The organism is Acinetobacter sp. SWBY1 (genome assembly GCF_002946595.1).
GTDB lineage: Bacteria > Pseudomonadota > Gammaproteobacteria > Pseudomonadales > Moraxellaceae > Acinetobacter > Acinetobacter towneri.
Genome location: NZ_CP026616.1, coordinates 408,617 through 429,558, shown reverse-complemented (window position 1 = coordinate 429,558; position 20,942 = coordinate 408,617). Strand labels below are relative to the sequence as shown.

Below are 20,942 nucleotides of genomic sequence, written 5' to 3'. Positions count from 1 at the left end.
AGCCAATTTTGCACACTAATTGCGGATTCCATCTCCCATGAATCATTTTGAGTTGTTTAATCTTCCTGTTGCACTCGATATTGATTTCGCTACTTTAAAAGCTGAATTTTTAAAGCTACAGCAGCAATATCACCCCGACAAAGCCGAAGACAAAGATCAAGCCTTGATTAAATCTAGTAAAATTAATCAGGCGTTTAAACAACTCTCTGCGGTAGACAGTCGTGCTGCATATTTACTCTCATTGAAAAAGCAAGATTATCATCTCGATCAATCCATCCATGACTTTGAATTTTTACAAGATGCCTTGGAAATTCGTGAGCAATTGGATGATGCCAACTGTGCCGATGACTTACAGTCATTAAAGGTTGAAGTACAACAATGGGTTGATGGCTTAGTCCGTGAATTTAAAATTGACTATGCCGAAGAAGATTGGGCAGAAGCGCGTGACACTGTGCGTAAATTACGCTTTTTCATGAAAGTTATGGCTGACCTAGACAAAGCTGAAGATCGTTTCCTTGATGATGACAGTTTTGATTTAGACGATGATTTTTAATTTTAGTTTGTATTTTAATATTTAACGGGCAAAGGATTTTACATAATGGCGCTCTTGCAAATTGCAGAACCAGGTCAATCAAGTGCACCGCATGAACATCGCATTGCGATTGGCATTGACTTAGGCACCACTCATTCATTGGTTGCCACAGTTCTTTCTGGTAAAGCCAAAGTCTTGCATGATGAGCAAGGTCGCGTGCTACTGCCTTCTATCGTCCATTATGCAGAGCAAAATACACATTATGGCAATGCTGCTGCGCCATTTATTACTACAGACCCTAAAAACACGATTGTTTCAGTCAAGCGTTTTATGGGTCGTTCTAAAGCGGACATTAAATTTCAACATCCATACACGTTAGTGGGTGAAGACAATCAAATGCCTGCTTTTGAAACAGCTCAAGGCCGTAAAACACCTGTTGAAATTTCGGCAGAATTACTTAAACAACTCAAAGACCGCGCAGAAGCCAGCTTACAAAACCCTGTAAATGGTGCAGTGATTACTGTTCCTGCTTATTTTGATGAAGCTCAACGCCAAGCCACACGTGACGCTGCCGAGCTTGCAGGTTTAAAAGTATTGCGTTTATTGAATGAACCGACTGCAGCAGCGGTTGCCTACGGTTTAGATCAAGACACCAACTTGGCTCAAGACCGTAACTATGTGATTTACGACTTGGGCGGTGGTACGTTTGACGTTTCTATTTTACGTTTCTCTCAAGGTGTTTTTGAAGTTTTAGCCACAGGCGGCCACACTGCTTTAGGTGGTGATGACTTAGATCGTCTGATTGTAAAATGGGCAAAAAAACAGCTGAATATTGAAAGTTTAGATGATGCAGAATATGCACACTTTATTGTGTCTGCACGTAAAGCCAAAGAAGCGCTCAGCAATGCAGAAAGTGTTGAATTAAAACTGTTAGAGCACACGCTGCAATTAGACCGCGCAAACTTTGAAAGTATTATTCAGGTTGCTTTAGATAAAACCATTAGTGTATGCAAACGTGTATTACGCGATGCCAAACTTGACCTAGATGACATTCAAAATGTAGTTTTAGTTGGTGGTTCAACACGTTCTTATGCCGTGCAAAAAGCTGTTCGTGAAGTATTTAATCAAGAACCATTATGCACAATTAACCCAGATGAAGTGGTTGCAATTGGTGCATCAATTACCGCCAATCAACTAATTGGTAACAGCAAAGATGGTTCGTTGCTATTAGACGTTACCCCACTGTCTTTGGGTTTAGAAACCATGGGCGGTTTGGTGGAACGCTTAATTTCACGCAATACTGCAATTCCTGTAGCACGTCGCCAAGAATTTACCACTTATCAAGATGGCCAAACTGCCATGTTGATTCATGTGGTACAAGGTGAGCGTGACTTGGTAGAACATTGTCGTAGCTTAGGTCGTTTTGTGCTACACGGTATTCCACCAATGACTGCGGGTCAGGCACGCATTGAAGTTACGTTCCAAGTCGATGCTGATGGCTTGCTCAGTGTTTCTGCTAAAGAAACCACTTCTGGTGTGACTGCAAATATCGACATCAAGCCATCTTATGGTTTATCTGAAGCAGATACCGAGCGTTTGCTGCTAGATGGTTTCAAATATGCAGAAGAAGACAAGCAATTGCGTCATTTGCATGAAACCAAAGTTGAAGCACAACGTGAACTTGAAGCATTACAACAAGCCTTAAAAGTAGATGCACAACTATTAAGCCCAGAACAATTAGAAGCTTTAAATACTGCCAAAGCGCAGTTGGAAGCCGAATTGACTGGACAAGACATTAAAGCCATTGAACATGCTGTTGAACAGCTTAAAATACACAGTGATGCTTTTGCTGCAATTCGTATGAATCAACATATTGATGCAGCACTTAAAGGCACTAAACTCGACGACTGGTCAAACTCAAACTAATTTAAGGTAAAGATTATGCCACGTATTAAAGTACTTCCACATGCGCAATTCTGCCCAGAAGGTGCTGAGTTTGAAGTCGAACAAAATGCCAACTTATGCGAAAGCTTACTTGAAAATGGCATTAAAATTGAACATGCTTGCGATATGTCTTGTGCATGTACCACTTGCCACGTTGTTGTTCGTAAAGGCTTTGACAGCCTAGAAGAAATGGATGATGTTGAAGCTGACTTATTAGACCGTGCTTGGGGTTTAGAGCCTGATTCACGCTTATCTTGTCAGGTTAAAGTGGTCAATGAAGACTTGGAAGTCGAAATTCCAAAATACACCATTAACCATGCTTCAGAAAATCACTAATATCTTAGTAAAAAAGACCCTTTTAGGGTCTTTTTTATGCTATTAATATTTTTAAGATAACCCCAGTTACGGATAAGCCTAAGATTTAATCACATGAATTTTACGCTTATTCTTTTGGCAAAGTTGATACGCACATAGTGAAGAAAATACGCCTGCTAAAAAACCAGCAATCGAACGATGTTTACTCGTAACTAAGTGATATTTTTCTTTCAATAATCCTATCAATGTTTCAATTCTTTTACGTTGTCGTAGATGAAATTCATCAGCAAATGGCAATAAGGTCACTCTCATATTTTTTCTTGGATAAGTAATTAAATCAATGCCTTGCTCTTTAAGTGTTTCTTTCAATGGTTGGCTAATGTAGCCTCTATCACCATAGACCGTTGCTGATAAGCCATTCACTAAATCCTCAACTTTTTTAAGATCAGCAATATGTCCGTTTGATAAATCTGAATTTACAATTTCACCCTCTTGATTCATCAGCAAGTGTAATTTGCAACCATAAAACCAGCCCATCGTACTTTTACCACGAGAAGCAATCTCATCTAAAGCATGATGACCTTTAGGGATTCTTTTATTTTTACAAACAGGTAAAGGTGTTGAATCAATCCATAAATATGAACTTTCATCTTTTTGGCTCAACGCATAAAGCAAAGCATGAATAGCAAGTTGGTGCTGATTGATGAGGGTAATCAGGTTTTTATAACAAGGCAAGTCTTTAAAGAGTTTGCTTTCAAACTGACAAAGCAAGTTAAAAAACATCTTAAAATTATGTACTTGAGATGTTTTATAGTAGATGGAGATAGCCACAATTTCTGATAAAGATAGCGTTGCTTGTCTGATACGTTGACGTTTGTTTTCTTGCTTGAGAAATTGCCAATAGATGGGTTCAAATTTTTTGAAAAAATCATCAACAATACAAAAAATTTCTGTAAAATCGTACATGGTAGTTAGAGCCTTTGGGTTGTGTCGTAACTTTCTAAATGGCTCTAACTACCTTTTTTTCAAGGGCTTTTCTTATCCGTAATTCGGGTTAAGATAATAATAGAATACATCTCACGTAAGTATATAAATTATTGATTTTCATCACAGATATAAATATTATGTGTGAAATTATATACACTGATAAATTTATGGGTAAACGTATGAAAGATTATATTCCTTATGAGTTAAGATCAATTGCCAACCAAATAGATCCCCAACTCGATTTGTACTGGATTGAGTCGGCACAAAACCTTTTCAATAATATTAACGATGAATATAAAAATTTGATCCAGAATCAAATTTTTCAAAAAAAATCTATTTTCTGGGATAAGGCAAATAATACTTTCAAACTAAACAAAAAATATAACTTTCAAAACTACATTGAAACTATTACTCATATCGGTATTAAAAATTTAGCAGAAAAAATTTTAGTTTCGTCTAGTCTCTTAGAGAAATATACAGATGCATTAGAAATAGCAAATTTTATCGAAGGTTTGATTAGTCAAGTTAATAAAATTGATACCGAAGAGAATATTAATCTTCAAAAATATAAAAATGAGATTAAAATACATTTCATTTATCATCTTGCTCACATTATCAAAAATAAAAATAATATCACCCTCTCAAAAGGGCTAAGACAGATAGATTCAGATGTCATTAAGGCATTTATCAACGAAGTTTATCTTAAACAACAACTCTTGGGTTATCTCTTTAAAACAACGCCTATTCGTGAACTTAAGAAGCAAAGCAATCCTTTATTTTCTGAATATCTCATCGAACAAAAGCAACTTCGCCAATTGGAGATAATTCGCACTTCTAAATATTTTTTCTGTTTATCGCAGCCTTCAAATTCACAGCAGATTAACACTTATTCTATTCGTCGCTTCTTGAATGAAGAAAAAAGTGCTGTTTCTGATATTGTTTATCTCTACAGTTTACCTTTAGATTTAAGTCGACTTCAGGATCAACAATATATCTCGACATTCAAACAGCATATGAATCGAATTGTAACCGTTGAAAAACAAATTGGTAATGATGCAAGTAACTTCATTGCCCATTTACAAGAACATAATAACAATATATTACTTCCTCTACTAATGAGTCCTTTGGATTCAACTGGATTAAATATGGACAAAGTAGTAGAAGATCGCTTAGTCGATTTCGAAAAATTACTGATTCTTGATATTTTAGAACACATTACGATTTTTCAAAAATCAAAAGTTACACATCAAGACGAATGTGACTTTATCTACATGAGCATACGTGAAATATTTTCAGATATCGTAAACTATTTTCAAGACTTTCAACAACAACCAGCCGTTATATTTAATGACAAAGCCAAACTTTTTAGTTATCGCCTCATTGCATGGATAAATTTACTACAAAAAAGAAACTTAGATATCTTTACACGGCAAACTTCAGGTGAGTGGAACAGTAAACATGAAAAAATGTATCAATCAATTCAGGATCTAGAAGAAATCACAAAAACATCTTTGCATAAGTACAAAAAGATTTATAAAGAAATTAAAGAAATTGAAAAAGATATTGCATCTTCTAACGGTCTGTTTAATCGTATCATGAAAACTAAAGAAAAAAAGGAAGAAAAGCTTTCTATTAGATTAAAGGATTTAAACCAAATTAAGGTTGATGCATTTCTAGACATCATTCGTATTCCTAAGAAATACCCAGACCTAACAGTTTACTTAGAATACGAAGCAACAATTTCTATTGATTCGAAAGAACGCCATTACGCTTTTTCAATTGGTGACAATGGACTATCTAGATTACCGATTATGATTAAACTTCCTGAGGATAGATCCAAATTCAATCTAAATGAGCTTAAAAACAACCTAGATTTTGATATTAAAGCAGCAAATCAAAAATGGATTTGATTAGAAATATCATCTATTGATCAAATGGGCTTCTGATGGGAATCATACTTAAATAACTCTAGTATCGTCAGAAGCCGATTTATATTGTATATCTTCAACAATCTCATCCTCAAGTTTGAGTTTCACAATACCCTGTGAGTTGGTCAGCTTTTGCTGCGTTTGAATTCTTTTAATCATTTTTTCTAATACGGTAATTAGCTCAGGATATTCAAAATTCTGCACTTCATCCAAATTTAGCAATAAATGGAAGCCTTTGTATTCGTAGTCAAACCAACGCTGATAATCCGACTTACTTGCCGCATATTTTTCCATCACTTGCCAAGTTTTTACAGGGTCTTGAATCCCCTTTAAAAAGATCGGTGCTTTCGGAGCACACAAATAATCATTTTTAATCAGTTTATAAGTGTCATCTGAAAGTAAAATTTCATCAACTTCGGCCGCACTTTGCAAACGCGCAGCTAAGTTAGCATCACGCCCAACAATGGTATATGCCATCCGATGTGCTGCACCGTAGTTCCCAACGTGGCAATATCCTGTACTGATACCCATACGAATATGTAAAGGCGGATAGCCCATTTTGACCCAACGTTCGCGTAACAATTTCATTTGCTGACGCATCGCAATAGCCATCTCTACACAAGTTTTAGCATCTTGTTCAACACCTTGCGTATTTGGATCACCAAAGAAAATTAAAATCGCATCACCCATAAACTTATCCACCGTCGCTTCATATTGCTTGGCAATTTCGGTCATGTGGCTTAAATAATCATTGAGCAGGAATGCTAAATCATCTGGAATTAGTGTTTCAGAAAGTTCAGTAAAGCCTTGAATATCAGAAAAGAAAATCGTCATTTTTTTACGTTTATATTCAATTTTCGCTTCCGACTCACCTTTCATAATCGATTGCCACAACTGCAAAGGTGCATAGCGACTAAGCTGATTCGCAAATTCCATATAGCGGTTCATTTGTGTGTAGTAATGGTCTTTCTTTGCCGTGGTATAGCGGATACGATGTGCCTGATAGGCACTGCCCATGCCAAAGTAAAAGATCATACATAAAAAGGCTAAAATCGTAAGTTCGGTACTGCTTTGTTCAAAATATTCGTTAAAACCAAAAATAAAAATATTACAAAAATAAAAAACTGTGACCGCCAATAAGGATGCCAATGCCACCAAAAAGAAAGAAACTTTAATATAAATGGCGGTATATAGCAGCGCAAATAAAGCGGCAAAAGTAAGTACCAAATTCAGATGTACCGCAGACAAACATACTGCGACTACCACAATATCAATAATAAACAGGATATTACGCTTGGCTTGATGACTATATTTATATTGCAGCCAACGCGAAAATTTAGGAATTATCAGTAATAAAAAAGTAAGAAAAAATGGAAGATAAATTTGATAATTGGTATCGGCGTAGGTGTAGTGATAGACCACCATAATCAGGGATAAACTTGCATACCCGACTAAACGATGCAGAAATTCGAATTGTTTGGGATCTCTTTCCATCCAATTGTACATGAACACCGCGGCCTACTCCAATCTAGGATTAAAAAGCCACGCATCCTGCGTGGCAATTCATTTCAATTAATCCATTCGCCAGTCAAATGGCATATCGCCTTGACCACGCAGAGCAAGCATCAAGGTTTGACGCATGTGAGCCAAAACTTCATTGCTGTATGGTACAGCTGGCGTACCCCAAACTGGTTTAGGCCAAGCCACATCATTTTGATAACGCACGACATGATGAAAATGCAATTGTGGAACCATATTACCTAAAGCCGCCACATTCATTTTATCGGCACGGAATACACGTGATAATTGGCTAGATAACCAGCTAGATTCACGTAAAAATTGTTCTTGGTCTGCCTGGCTTAATTCGTATAGTTCTGTAACCCCTGGCACACGTGGAATTAGAATTAACCAAGGGAATTGCATATCATTCATTAAACGACATGTTGACAGAGGAAAGTCGCCTACAAAAAAAGTATCTTGAGCAAGTTGTGGATGCAAACTAAACATATCTTTATAAATGACGCAAATTGTAATGATGGGTAATACTATCACATCCCTAGTGAACTGAGTATGATTCCCATCATGTTTCGATGTAAATAAAGTGCAATTTTAACCAAATTCATCATGAATAATATTCATTATAGAATCAGAGGTTTCTTAGCAAATATTCATAAATTTACCGATATGATATTTGGATCAATTTGCATTTTTAAACTCAGCTGTGCAAAGTTTTTAGCAGGCTGTTTAGTAGATCGGCAATAAATTGAATCCGCTTTTCAGCTTCCTCCAACATCACCATCACTTTTAAACGCTGTCCACCATCCATACGGAAATAGGTCGGATGTTTTTGCATCATTTGAATGATGCTCATGGCTTGCACAGGTGTATCTGGTGAAAATTCGATATGACCGCCATTTGTACTAATATCAATTTTAGTGATGCCCAACTGCTCTGCTTTTAAACGCAGTTGATGTACAGCAAATAATTGTTTCACCGCTTGTGGTGGAATACCAAAACGGTCAATCAATTCCATACGGATATGATCAAGCTTTTCTTGAGTATCGGTATTACTAATGCGTTTGTAGAACAATAAGCGCTGATGCACATCGCCCAAATAATCATCTGGAATTAAAGCAGGCATGTGCAGGTTGATTTCTGCAGTTAAAGACAATGGTGCATCGAAGTTAGGGGTTTTACCTTTTTGAATGGCTTTGGTGGCTTTTTCCAGCATTTCCATATACAGGCTATAACCAATAGCTTGCATTGAACCGCTTTGTTGCTCACCCAGTAATTCGCCCGCACCACGAATTTCCAAGTCTTCGGTTGCCAACATAAAACCTGCACCCAAAGTTGAGGCACGCTGAATCGCATCCAAGCGTTTTTCAGCATCGCCTTTTAAGCCCTTAATGGAAGGTACCAGCAAATACGCATAAGCTTGGTGATGCGAACGTCCAACACGACCACGTAGTTGGTGCAACTGCGCCAATCCGAGTTTATCTGCACGTTCAATTAAAATGGTATTGGCATTTGGAACATCAATCCCTGTTTCAATAATGGTTGAGCAAACCAACACGTTATATTCTTTATGATAAAACTGCTGCATGACTTGCTCTAATTCACGCTCGCGCATTTGCCCATGCGCAACTGCAACCCGCGCTTCTGGTACCAATTCACGAATGGTTTCAGCACTACGCTCAATGGTTTCCACTTCATTATGCAGGAAATACACCTGACCACCACGTAACAATTCACGTAAAATGGCTTCTTTCACCGTATCGCCTGTATGCTCTTGCACAAAGGTTTTGACCGCTAAACGGCGTGCAGGTGGTGTAGCAATAATGGATAAATCGCGCATACCGCTAAATGCCATATTTAAGGTACGTGGAATTGGCGTTGCGGTTAAAGTCAGCATATCCACATCGGCGCGCAGCGCTTTAATACGTTCTTTGTCACGCACCCCAAAACGATGTTCTTCATCGACAATCATTAAACCCAACTGCTTGAACTGAATATTTTCTTGCAGAATTTTGTGCGTCCCAATCACAATATCGACTTTGCCTTCAGCTAAATCTTCAATGGTTTTTTGATGAGATTTGCTTGAACCAAAACGCGATAAGACTTCAATACGCACAGGCCAGTCGGCAAAACGGTCTTTAAAAGATTCATAATGCTGTTGTGCCAACAATGTGGTCGGAACCAATACCGCGACTTGTTTATTATTCTGTACCGCGACAAATGCAGCCCGCATGGCGACTTCGGTTTTACCAAAACCAACATCACCACAGACCAAACGATCCATTGGTTTTGCCAGTTGCATGTCATGTAAAGTCGCTTCAATTGCATTGGCTTGGTCTAGGGTTTCTTCATAAGCAAAGCCACTGGCAAATTGCATATAAAGACTATGATCCAACTCAAAAGCAAAACCCGGTTTAGATTGACGACGTGCCTGAATATGCAGTAATTCTGCTGCCACATCGTGAATTTGTTCCAACGCTTTGCGTTTGGCTTTATTCCATGCATCTGTGCCTAATTTATGCAAAGGCGCAAGGTCTGGATCACCACCGCTATAACGGCTGATTAAATGCAAATTGGTAACAGGTACATACACTTTTGCAGCATCGGCATAATCAAGTTGTAAAAACTCATGCTCTTGCTCATCAATATTTAAAGTAATTAAACCTGCATAACGCCCTACGCCATAATCAATATGTACCACAGGTGCACCAATGCTTAACTCGGTCAAACTGCGAATTAAAAACTCTTCAGAAACTTCCTGCTGACGTTTACGACGGCGCTGCACCACACGATGTTCATACAACTGATTTTCTGAGATTACACTCAATTGATCTTGAATGACCAAGCCGCGATCTAAAGGTGCATTGGTAATCGCAATGGCTTGTAAAGACTGCTGAAATGCCTCAAAACTCTCCACTTGTGGAATTTCACCCAAAGCGGCACGCAACGCATCTTTTAAGGTTTCACGACGACCTGCACTTTCTGCCACCAATAAAACAGGATGATTGGCCGCATCAATATATTGCTTAACGGCATGAAAGGGTTGTTCTTGTTTAGGATCAACCGCCAAACGTGGTGGTACAAGTGTGCTTAAGTTCACTACACCTGCTTTTTGCTCAAAAGCTTCGGGCGATGCAATCACACGTCCAAATTGATTCAGTTGTTCTAATAATTGATTTGGTTGTAGGAATAATTGCTCAGGCGGCAAAATCGGCTGGTCGATGTTATGACGTCTGTCCTCATAACGATACAGCACATCTTTCCAAAATTGAGTTAAACAGTCATCCACCGCCTTATCTGTAATGACAATGCAATGCTTTGGTAAGTATGAAAGTAATGTATTTTGACCTTCAAGCTGTGCTTGAGTGAAGAATAACGGAAAATAAAACTCTAAACCAGGCGATGCAATGCCTTCTAACACATCCTGATACACAGGGTTCTTTTTCGGGTTTGCCGTTGGGAAACTTTCTGCATAGCGGTCACGGAAAATCGCACGACCTTCTTTTAATGGAAATTCTTTGGCGGGTAAAACCGTAAAATTCTGCAAACTTTGGGTGGTACGCTGCGTTTCTGGATCAAAAAACTTTAAGGTTTCAACTTCATCATCAAATAAATCAATACGGATGGGTGCTTCCTGTCCCGAAGCATAAATATCCATAATACTGCCACGCACAGCAAACTCACCATGATCATAGACTGTATCGACCAGATGATAGCCTGCTTGTACCAAACGCTGTTTTTGTTGTTCCAAAGCAAACTTTTGCCCAACACGAATATCGAAATGCTCGCCTAACACCCATAAGGTTGGTGCAACACGTTGTGCCAAAGTGGTTGTCGAAACCAACAATACACCTTGCTGCGGCATATTGGATAAAATCGCCAAACGCTCCGACACAATATCTTGATGCGGTGACAAGCGGTCATAAGGCAAAATTTCCCAATCGGGGAAAATAGTCGGTTTTACCCCGTAAAATTCTAATTCGCTTTCTAACTGCGCCAAATGTTGTTGATTGCGCGCGACAATCACAAATAAATGCTGATTCTGCTGACCAATTTCTTTAAATAATAATGCTGCGGCGGAACCTTGTAGATTACCAATCCAGCGTTTTTCGCCAGCTTTCAGTTGTGCTAAATTGAGTTGGGAAATTTCGTGTTGGAACATGTATATAGCTTTAGGGTCTAAACAACATGGGGCTTATACTAGCACGATGAATTGACGGTTTTACGTAATTTTTTTCATCCACCATTACAGCGTATTTAATTGCAAAATTTTATAAAACAGCGAGCTTTAAAGTTTGATACACACGCCTCTTTACTTTTGATCACGTAAAAACTGTCGATAATAATCATTCAATTTTTTAACAATCGCTTTAAATTCCAGTAAGTTTTCTTCGGTATTACCAAGCATTGTGTTAAAACGCTGTTGCGCAATTTCCAGATCAATTTTTTCATTGATAATCATAGCTGTAGAATACAGCTGTGCCAAATCATCAAACTGCTGCATACGGCGGTTGGATAAATAATTTAAACGCTCTGCCAAAACATCGTTAAGCAAAATACCATCGACAATATAGCCTTGTTCCGCATCCCATTGAATATTCTGTGCTTCTAAATAGGCAATTTCTTCGAGATTGGCTTTATTTTTAAACAACCCTGTAAGTTTGCTGAACATTTTGAACCTATAAATTGGCGAAATCAAAGTGAATGCTGCAGAGTTTAAATGCTTCACTAAAATAGATGCAACTGATCAGGGTGATTTATGCTCCCCTGATGTTATAAGTCAGTGTTTCAACCCCACTTTGCTTAGGCTATTTATAATGATGCATATTTTGCATCCTGCCAAATGCAAAAAAGCATCTTGAAGATGCTTTTATAACAATCAAAAAATGACTTAAAGCTTATTTGCCATAAGTTTGCTGTAAATACTTCACAATCTTGGCCGATTCAAAAAGCTGAGTCTGGGTATTTGGATCGATTAAAAATGGGACTTGAATATTATCACCCATAACTTTTAATACCTGCTCACGCTTACCACCTGCCAGTGGCACATATTTACCCGGTTTTAAACGTAATTTTGCCAAGCCTTGATCTTGCCAACGCTCTTTGGCTACATTATGAAATTTGAATGGCAACTCCAGTTCAGTAAATACACCACGTACTACACGTGTATAAGGACTTCCCTCAAAACCCCACAGTTCAATCAGTTGTTCAGGTGCAGCGCGCGCTACAATTTTCTGGTTAATCCACACACCACGTGCACCATTCAATAACGTGCCTGCAAGTGCAACATAAGGAATTTTAGGAAAATGCGCGTATTTTTTTGGCGTTTTTCCACTTTTGCCATAATGTTTGAATAAATGATGAATGATCTGCTGTGATTCATAGAGCTGATCACCTGTATTTTCATCAATTAAAAATGGAAACTGAGTTTTACCACCCAGTTGTTTCACCAAAGGTCGATATTTTGTGCCGCCTTTGGGGCATGGATAAACCTCATAATCCAAATTTAACAAGGTCATGACTTCGCGTACACGACGGCAAAATGGTGAACCTTCAAACTCATATAACTTTAAGGCTTTTTCGGGTTGCTTGGGAAATGCTGTCCCATTCACTCCACGTCCACCTTCGGTAAGCATAGATGCCACTGCCTGAATGACTTTAATTTGATGATGCACCATTTTGTTTTCCTTGTGATGTGCTCAGCAATTTGATGACTGCGCCATCAAACCGCTTATAAATCGACCAACTTTTCTTTTGCCACAATAATACCGTTGTTATCAGCATAGACATAATCGCCCGAATTAAAAGTGACTTGTCCGAAATGCAAACTCACATCCACTTCACCCACGCCTTTGCGGTTACTTTTTTGTGGAATTGAAGCCAAAGCATGTACGCCTAAATCAAGTGCTGCAATTGCATCGACATCACGTACACAGCCGTAAATGATCACGCCATTCCAGTGATTTTTCACTGCGGATTCAGCAATCAAGTCACCCATTAAGGCACAGCGCATAGATGCCCCACCATCTACCACCAAAACTTTGCCTGTGCCATCGGTTGCCAATAACTCTTTTACACGTGAGTTATCTTCAAAGCATTTTACAGTCACAATTTGACCACCAAAAGTTTTACGTGCACCGTAACTTTTGAAAAATTTACCATCCAAAGATGGAATCACCACTTGAAGGTCATGTTCTGGATGGTCATCTAATAAGTCACAAGTTACGAATGGTACTGTAGACACGTTGTTCCCCTTTTACTTGGTTTTTTGTATTTGTAAATTATCATAAATTTGAAATTTATGAATTTGCGATTGCGCTGCCTCGACCATAGTATGAGCCACTTGCGTAGCACTTACTGGCTTATATGTAAAATGATCGGGAATAAATCGTGATATTTTAAGATACAGCTTTTGTCCTAAATCTTCTAAACGCCGTTGTTCGTTGCGCTCACCCAATAATAAAGATGGACGCAAAATTGATACTCTGTCTAAATCCAAACTTTCAATATATTGTTCTAGCTCACCTTTGACACGATTATAAAATACGGCTGATTTGGCTTCTGCTCCCAAAGCACTGACCAATATGTAATGCGTACCCTTCGCCTGCAATAATTCGGCAAAATGTGCATTGATGGTATAGTCCACAGCATAAAATCCCTGCTTTGAGCCTGCCTTTTTTAAGGTTGTGCCTAAACAACTGAATGCATGACTATAACCGCTCACATCTTCATCATTGAGCAATAAAAAGTCTTCGAAGATTAACGTCTGGACTTTTTCTAAGCGATTTAATTCCGAGCAAGGTCTACGCAAAACAACGGTGATATTTTTACATTCAGGCAGCTGATTAAGCTGTTTGACCAATTGCTGTCCAACTAAACCATTCCCACCAATTACAATTGCATTTTGAATAGAATTTGTCATTTTTTAAACAATCTCTGAGGCTTAAAGCTAATCTACCTGTTTCTTTCTGATTTTTCTGCAGCTAAAATGTTGTCAAAGCATGTCAAGACTTGACTTAACTGTCTAGTTTCATCAAAATATGGCACTTGTTTACGGGCTGGTGATAATTCTTCTGATGTTGGTTTTCGGAAGTAATTGCAGCCCGCCCAGACCAATCTATTTCAAGGAGTGCACGAGTGGCAAACTCTGCTCAAGCTAGAAAACGTGCTCGTCAAAACGTTAAAGCACGTAAACACAACGCAAGCTTACGTTCTATGGTTCGTACTTATTTAAAACGCACAATCGCTGCTATTGCTGCAGGTGATTATGCGGTTGCTACTGAAGCTTACAAAAAAGCTGTTCCAGTAATTGACCGTATGGCTGATAAAGGCATCATCCATAAGAACAAAGCAGCTCGTCATAAGAGCCGTTTAAACGCTCAAGTTAAAGCTTTAGCTTCTAACTAAGTGTTAAACAAAAGAAGCCCGTTAAGGGCTTTTTTTGTGCCTGCTGTTTCGATAATTTATCAAATTAAGCAATCTTTAGTTTCTGCACGCCAATTACATCACTTCAAATACACCTGCCACCATAAAATAAAAAACACCTCCTGAACTGGTCAAAAGGTGTTTTAAATTAATGAAGATGAATAATTCAGACGAAGAATTATTTCAGCATCAGTCGTAAATTTTGTGGACTTAAATAAGCCAGTTGCAAACTGTTATTAGCCTTTAATTGCGTCCATTGCTGATTCGCACCACCTGTGCAACCATAACGAATTAAACGCGCGCGGTTTTCTTTTAGGTAGCCATGCTCTAAATCAAAGCACTGATTCCCCTGACGAATCGTTCCCGAAGCTGTGTGCATTTCCCAGACCTGACTGTCTTTAGATGTACTGCAGCTTGCAAGTGAGACCACATTGCCGTTGTTGGTTAAGCACTGATCCATTTCTGCTTTGCTGTGAATACGCCCCAAACCATCATAAATCCACTGCTCAGTTGCATCGCCTGTACAGCCACTTGCTCCACTAATGTAAGCATTTTTCTGACCACTCGCCAAAGTTTCAACTTTCAAACAGTTATTTCTGTTTTTCATTAGTGTTGCTTCAGCCACAATATTTTCATTGCCTAAACCCAATCGCTCCACAAAATTGTGCAATGCTGTTTCCGCTTCAGGCTTAGTCTTTTCTAAATCGGCACGATAAACATTCATCCAGCGGTTTAAACGATAAATCGTATTTTGCTGTTGTTCATAACGCTGTAATTGTTGCTGTGCAGTTGCACTTAGCTCTTGACGATAATCTGCATAAGAATCATACAATAGTTGTGCAGCAGGTTTTAAAGCCACCACAGCTTGACTGGCTTGCGCTTCCAACTGCTTCTGAAAAGCAGGCATTTCAACTTTTCTTAAAGCTTCATAGCCATGTGTACGACCAATTTTTACCGCAGGTTGAATACTATCGCTATATTGCGGAATATTCAGTGTCGATAATAACTTCTCGGCATGATTGGCTTTTTTACAGTATAAATTCACCTGTTTTGGCTGCTCAGCAAGTGCTAAATTGACATGCAATTTATTGGCATTGCTGGTCATACGGTTAGGTGCCAATGCCACGTTCTGATTACGATTGGCATATTGAACATCTAACCAACATGCGGTATTTTCAGCAGCACGATTTGCCGCAGGTAAATTATAAACATTACCCCAGTTACTGCGTGCAGCAGGATACAACACACCTTGCTGAGTTTCAGGATCATATCCGCCAATAATAGTAATTACAGGCACACCAAATAAGCGCGGTTTTAAATAATATCCATCGGCACTGTTGTACCAAACCTGATTGGAGCTTGGTACTTTTGGATAAACCACTTCCATTTGGCGTGTGTCTTTATTCCAAATTTTATAACCACTTGGTGAGCTTTCATCCCAAACATGTCGCGCCCCAAAGTGGGGTTGAATCCGAATATGGGTACTGTAACCCGTGTAATGGGTATAACGCGAAATGCTACTGTTGGTTGCACCACCTGACATCGCATCCCAACCATAAGCATATTGTTTCAGGAAGTTAGGCACACCATTTTTGCCATCACCCAAGTTTCGAGTATGCCACGCCAAGTTGCCACGCATTTTATTACGATACGCAATATAGCCCCAACCGCTGTCTGCATGGTGTGCAGCCCAGAACATATTTTCACCTTGTGAACCCGGATAATGCCCTAGACCATAATGATGTCCAATTTCATGGCTGAACTCGTTGCCCACAGAATCATACAGAGTCAACATACCATTACCGCCACTTAAACCATGCGTTTGATCACCATTTGTATATTTACCTCGTGCATGATGGGCAATTACAGTTTGTGTAAGTTGTGGCTGTTGCTGACTTTGCATAGAGGCACTGGTCACACCCCAGTTGGCTAAGTTAATTCCCACACTAAAGGTCGATTTTGCAGTATTTTCCCGCATGTCCCCCGAATAGACACCACCTTCACCCGCACTTTGGGTATCGTAAATCGTGCCGTTGGCGACCATCACTCGATCTAGCTGAATGTCATCATATTTTGCCACGGTCATTTGTGCCGCAGGAATGGTTTGGAAATAATCGGTACCCGCTTTTTCAGGCTCTAATAACATATAATGCCCGCCCGATTTCGGTGGTGCAGTTAGTAGACCAATACGAATATTGTTGAGTACCAATTCACCCGGTGCTGCAAAATCAATTTTTTCTGCTTCGAGTGCACCAGTACGGTTTTTAGAATCGACCAAACGCAGCTTTAAACCGGGACGTACTTCATCCCAATTTAATTTAGCCGACCACGCACGCTTACTATACAACACCTCAGCACGACCATCTTGATTGCTCTGGTCTGAAGCAGGAATCTGGGTTGGATCAAGTAAAGCAACACGACGTAACAAGCGCTCATTTTGATACACTTCAAGCTGTAAAGTGTCGATATTGTCCATGCCTTGATTTGGCGTAACCAATAATAATGCTTCTTTTTCTGCGGTCAAACGTGGCATTTTTTTCGCCTCGTTACCATTCGGATCAACCACATGCCCTTGAGCAAATTGAATCATTGCCTGAAAATCACCATCTAAATCATTACGCACTTCACGTGATTCAGAATTAGCGTTGTAATCATAAAACCCGAGTACCGATTGATTGATGACATCTTGTTTAGGTTCAGGATAAGGATTAGCCACATTGCCCACAGGTGGTTGCTGAGGATTTTCCGGTGGTATTGGATTTTCTTGATTTGAATTCCCAGCGGTATCTCCCTCGCCACCACCGCCACCACCACATGCGGCAAGCATGGATGATAATATACATACACTTAATAGACTAAGCGAAAACCGAGTCACACTTTTCATTATTTATTCCACCCCAATGTCAATTTATGACAAAAAAATATAAAAATAAACACATATTTTTCAATGGTTTGTATTTTCATATTAAATAGATGAATAAAATTATGCAATTCTCAAGTTTCATATCACTTTATATTTTCAACACAGTTTTATTAATTTTTCTTTATAAAAATCAGCGAATCCTTAAAACAGCACACAGATTGTTAGACAATATTTGATCGAGTTTGCACTCACGACTGCATAAATTGAAGGAAAAAAAGAGAATAAAATTTAAATTATTTTTTTAATTTCTGACAGACGGTATTCTATCGCACTGAATGGATAGCACTAGAACATGCGTTCAATGTTCTGCTTAAACTTTCTGACGAAATTGCGAGATATCTAAAGTGTGAATCTGACCGCGCCAAATCCATTTTAGCTTGGATTCTAAAAACTCATCGCCTTCAAACCAAACAAATAAACCTTCCATCATGTCTGGCCAATCAGCTTGTGTGACTTCATTACGTCCAGAAATCACCGCGATAATTGCGGCCAAAATCGTATCGTGACTCACAGCCAAACTCAGTCCGTATTGGTTGGTTGGATGGGTATTATAAATCAGCTCAAGGACATCCACGACACCATGAATCGGATGTTTCATTCCGGGCAAAGCATTGTTCACAAAACTATTAATAAAGCCTAAAGCACCCTGTTTCTGAAAATATGGGCCTGCCTGCTTGATATCAAGTACAAAGCTTCCTGGTTCAACCAATAAACCTTGTTCTATAATTTCAATGTGATGGGTATTTGGTTCAAGGGTAATGCCATCTGCCCCGCGAATCATTAAAGCAGCCGTATCGACACAACGCTGAATAGGACTTGAAATACAGTGTTGAATCACCCGATCTGTATTTCCAACCAAGTAGCCTCCCCATGCTTCGGCTAAATCGCGACCTTGTTCGGTCAATTGTAAATTATAGCCAGCCAAACCCTGACCAACGACAATTTCACGAATAGAATGACGGGTAAACAAAGTCACAGGCGTCTGAGCATCAGGCAATAAATCAATTGCTTTAAGCATACTTGCAGGGAGTAGTTCTAATGCCATGATCTAGCCAAAATTTTAACTTGGTTGCTTGACACTATACCATGTTCAGCACTTTGCTCAATCTGACTTCGCCATAAGTCCAAGTGCTTGTAAGGCAATCTGTTTCATCTGCGTATTTTTATAGGCGATAAAACCACCATTTAACAATGTATCGCGCTGATTATATAAAAATGCCCGTCCCTGAAAATCGACCAATCCACCACCTATTCGTTCCAATAAACATTGTCCTGCACTGGTGTCCCACTCAGAAGTCGGATGAAAACGTGGGTAAATATCGACACGATCTTCCAAAATCATGCAGAATTTATAAGCACTACCTGCTTTTAGTTCTTCAAAATTGGTCAACTGCGCCAAGCTTTTTAAATAGTCTGCATAGTGTGATATTTTTTGACTACTGTGGCTTAATCCAATTTTTAGAACTGAAGATGTTACCGTGGGTTCAGACTGATAGAGATACCATTGCTGAGTTAAAATATGATATTTCAATGGCATACCCTGTTCAGGACAAAAATAAATAGTTTGCTCGCCTGGTACTGCAAGTACTGCAAAAGTTGTTTGCACACCACAAATTAAACTTAAATTAATGGTAAATTCAGGACGTTGATGTAAAAACTCTTTCGTGCCATCTAAAGGGTCAAGCAACCAAAATTGCTGCCATTGCTGACGTTGGTCTTGCTCACCTTCTTCGGACAACACAGGTAAATTGGAGATTTTTGCCAAAGCCTGCATTAAATAATAATTGACTCGATAATCGGCTTGCGTAACAGGAGAATCATCGGTTTTCTTTTCTACATCAAAAGCAGCACCTGAACAATAATCTTGAAATTCCTGATTTAAAATTTCACACGCCTGCTGCACGATTGGCAATAACTGTAAAATTAAAGTATGCGTTGGCGCCTTTGTTTTTATAAACATAACTATCCTTTTTAGACTGTATCTAAAGGTCTAATTTTTCATTACTTTCATAAAAACATTGTAATAAAATTTACGGCTGATGCGTAGATAAAATTTAGTGGCTAGATATGCTAAATCAAGACTTTATGTGTCAAGGCAATTCCTTTTTACTTGAGTTTTTTATTTATTGAGTGCTTAGTTAACCCGAATTACGGATAAGAAAAGCCCTTGAAAAAAAGGTAGTTAGAGCCATTTAGAAAGTTACGACACAACCCAAAGGCTCTAACTACCATGTACGATTTTACAGAAATTTTTTGTATTGTTGATGATTTTTTCAAAAAATTTGAACCCATCTATTGGCAATTTCTCAAGCAAGAAAACAAACGTCAACGTATCAGACAAGCAACGCTATCTTTATCAGAAATTGTGGCTATCTCCATCTACTATAAAACATCTCAAGTACATAATTTTAAGATGTTTTTTAACTTGCTTTGTCAGTTTGAAAGCAAACTCTTTAAAGACTTGCCTTGTTATAAAAACCTGATTACCCTCATCAATCAGCACCAACTTGCTATTCATGCTTTGCTTTATGCGTTGAGCCAAAAAGATGAAAGTTCATATTTATGGATTGATTCAACACCTTTACCTGTTTGTAAAAATAAAAGAATCCCTAAAGGTCATCATGCTTTAGATGAGATTGCTTCTCGTGGTAAAAGTACGATGGGCTGGTTTTATGGTTGCAAATTACACTTGCTGATGAATCAAGAGGGTGAAATTGTAAATTCAGATTTATCAAACGGACATATTGCTGATCTTAAAAAAGTTGAGGATTTAGTGAATGGCTTATCAGCAACGGTCTATGGTGATAGAGGCTACATTAGCCAACCATTGAAAGAAACACTTAAAGAGCAAGGCATTGATTTAATTACTTATCCAAGAAAAAATATGAGAGTGACCTTATTGCCATTTGCTGATGAATTTCATCTACGACAACGTAAAAGAATTGAAACATTGATAGGATTATTGAAAGAAAAATATCACTTAGTTACGAGTAAACATCGTTCGATTGCTGGTTTTTTAGCAGGCGTATTTTCTTCACTATGTGCGTATCAACTTTGCCAAAAGAATAAGCGTAAAATTCATGTGATTAAATCTTAGGCTTATCCGTAACTGGGGTTAGTTAATTAATCTTTAAATGGATTGGATAATCTTTTTTTAAACATCGATAAAGTGAGTGCACCACTAACCAATAATAAAATACCCACAATCACCAAATAAGTTTCACCACCAAAAAAACCAATAATAATTGCAGCAATACCCAATAAACCCAAAATAGTGGTAATGGCAATTCCTAAAATAGACATCACAATTCCTTTTAAATTTATTTAATCATGAAAAATTGTCAATATTCTCAGGTATCGTTCTGTCATATTC

General features: G+C 38.5%; 18 protein-coding genes. 6 read left to right on the top strand and 12 right to left on the bottom strand.

All coding sequences use genetic code 11. The annotated features are described in order from the left end of the window. Window positions 1-37: 37 nt before the first annotated feature. Genes hscB through fdx form a run of 3 tightly spaced genes read left to right on the top strand, consistent with a single transcriptional unit; the run spans window position 38 to window position 2,812 of the window. Complete coding sequence (gene hscB / locus C3Y93_RS02095; protein WP_004976652.1) at window positions 38-553, top strand: Fe-S protein assembly co-chaperone HscB; 516 nt, start codon at window positions 38-40, stop codon at window positions 551-553. A 45-nt stretch (window positions 554-598) separates the two neighbouring features. Beyond that, a complete protein-coding gene (hscA, locus tag C3Y93_RS02090) occupies window positions 599-2,458 on the top strand; it encodes a Fe-S protein assembly chaperone HscA (protein WP_104851921.1) in 1,860 nt (619 codons plus the stop codon). A gap of 15 nt (window positions 2,459-2,473) precedes the next feature. Further along, window positions 2,474-2,812, top strand: a complete 339-nt coding sequence (fdx, locus tag C3Y93_RS02085; RefSeq protein ID WP_004976656.1) for an ISC system 2Fe-2S type ferredoxin — start codon at window positions 2,474-2,476, stop codon at window positions 2,810-2,812. A 78-nt stretch (window positions 2,813-2,890) separates the two neighbouring features. Here the strand turns inward: fdx and C3Y93_RS02080 are convergent, their stop codons facing one another. Next, the gene (locus C3Y93_RS02080; RefSeq protein WP_104851913.1) at window positions 2,891-3,757 is read right to left on the bottom strand and encodes an IS982-like element ISAba4 family transposase; all 867 of its coding nucleotides are present in this window, start codon (window positions 3,755-3,757) and stop codon (window positions 2,891-2,893) included. Between the two features lie 200 nt (window positions 3,758-3,957). Here C3Y93_RS02080 and C3Y93_RS02075 point away from each other — a divergent pair, with 200 nt between their 5' ends. Then, window positions 3,958-5,688, top strand: a complete 1,731-nt coding sequence (locus C3Y93_RS02075) for a hypothetical protein (RefSeq protein WP_158660381.1) — start codon at window positions 3,958-3,960, stop codon at window positions 5,686-5,688. A gap of 48 nt (window positions 5,689-5,736) precedes the next feature. Here the strand turns inward: C3Y93_RS02075 and C3Y93_RS02070 are convergent, their stop codons facing one another. The 7 genes from C3Y93_RS02070 to C3Y93_RS02040 all read right to left on the bottom strand — a co-directional run bounded on the left by C3Y93_RS02070 (window position 5,737) and on the right by C3Y93_RS02040 (window position 14,143). After that, window positions 5,737-7,212, bottom strand: a complete 1,476-nt coding sequence (locus tag C3Y93_RS02070; RefSeq protein ID WP_218953095.1) for an adenylate/guanylate cyclase domain-containing protein — start codon at window positions 7,210-7,212, stop codon at window positions 5,737-5,739. 66 nt (window positions 7,213-7,278) lie between these two features. Further along, on the bottom strand, window positions 7,279-7,713 hold the full coding sequence (locus C3Y93_RS02065) for an HIT domain-containing protein (protein WP_004976660.1): 435 nt from the start codon (window positions 7,711-7,713) through the stop codon (window positions 7,279-7,281). Window positions 7,714-7,921: 208 nt separating this feature from the next. After that, window positions 7,922-11,383: a transcription-repair coupling factor gene (gene mfd, locus C3Y93_RS02060; protein WP_104851918.1), complete on the bottom strand. Its 3,462-nt coding sequence runs from the start codon at window positions 11,381-11,383 to the stop codon at window positions 7,922-7,924. 150 nt (window positions 11,384-11,533) lie between these two features. Next, complete coding sequence (locus C3Y93_RS02055) at window positions 11,534-11,893, bottom strand: hypothetical protein (protein WP_004976663.1); 360 nt, start codon at window positions 11,891-11,893, stop codon at window positions 11,534-11,536. 226 nt (window positions 11,894-12,119) lie between these two features. Continuing rightward, window positions 12,120-12,899 carry a glutathione S-transferase N-terminal domain-containing protein gene (locus C3Y93_RS02050; RefSeq protein ID WP_104851917.1) on the bottom strand — a complete coding sequence of 260 codons (780 nt, stop codon included), beginning with the start codon at window positions 12,897-12,899 and terminating at the stop codon, window positions 12,120-12,122. Between the two features lie 53 nt (window positions 12,900-12,952). Further along, on the bottom strand, window positions 12,953-13,465 hold the full coding sequence (gene rraA / locus C3Y93_RS02045) for a ribonuclease E activity regulator RraA (protein ID WP_004976667.1): 513 nt from the start codon (window positions 13,463-13,465) through the stop codon (window positions 12,953-12,955). 12 nt (window positions 13,466-13,477) lie between these two features. After that, window positions 13,478-14,143, bottom strand: a complete 666-nt coding sequence (locus C3Y93_RS02040) for an NAD(P)H-binding protein (protein WP_104851916.1) — start codon at window positions 14,141-14,143, stop codon at window positions 13,478-13,480. 215 nt (window positions 14,144-14,358) lie between these two features. Here C3Y93_RS02040 and rpsT point away from each other — a divergent pair, with 215 nt between their 5' ends. Beyond that, on the top strand, window positions 14,359-14,628 hold the full coding sequence (gene rpsT / locus C3Y93_RS02035; RefSeq protein ID WP_004976669.1) for a 30S ribosomal protein S20: 270 nt from the start codon (window positions 14,359-14,361) through the stop codon (window positions 14,626-14,628). A gap of 196 nt (window positions 14,629-14,824) precedes the next feature. On the opposite strand, the gene C3Y93_RS02030 is transcribed toward rpsT, so the two are convergent. The 3 genes from C3Y93_RS02030 to C3Y93_RS02020 form a co-directional block, all read right to left on the bottom strand. Further along, window positions 14,825-17,473 carry a M66 family metalloprotease gene (locus tag C3Y93_RS02030; RefSeq protein WP_228153775.1) on the bottom strand — a complete coding sequence of 883 codons (2,649 nt, stop codon included), beginning with the start codon at window positions 17,471-17,473 and terminating at the stop codon, window positions 14,825-14,827. Window positions 17,474-17,879: 406 nt separating this feature from the next. Then, window positions 17,880-18,614, bottom strand: a complete 735-nt coding sequence (locus C3Y93_RS02025) for a histidine phosphatase family protein (RefSeq protein WP_004976677.1) — start codon at window positions 18,612-18,614, stop codon at window positions 17,880-17,882. A 57-nt stretch (window positions 18,615-18,671) separates the two neighbouring features. Next, window positions 18,672-19,529, bottom strand: coding sequence for a 3'(2'),5'-bisphosphate nucleotidase CysQ family protein (locus C3Y93_RS02020; protein ID WP_104851914.1), 858 nt, complete (start codon window positions 19,527-19,529; stop codon window positions 18,672-18,674). 270 nt (window positions 19,530-19,799) lie between these two features. Between C3Y93_RS02020 and C3Y93_RS02015 the strand changes: the two genes are divergently transcribed. After that, on the top strand, window positions 19,800-20,666 hold the full coding sequence (locus tag C3Y93_RS02015; protein ID WP_104851913.1) for an IS982-like element ISAba4 family transposase: 867 nt from the start codon (window positions 19,800-19,802) through the stop codon (window positions 20,664-20,666). Window positions 20,667-20,692: 26 nt separating this feature from the next. Here the strand turns inward: C3Y93_RS02015 and C3Y93_RS02010 are convergent, their stop codons facing one another. Then, entirely contained in the window at window positions 20,693-20,872 is a 180-nt protein-coding gene (locus tag C3Y93_RS02010) for a hypothetical protein (protein ID WP_004976682.1), read from the bottom strand. Between the last annotated feature and the right edge of the window lie 70 nt (window positions 20,873-20,942).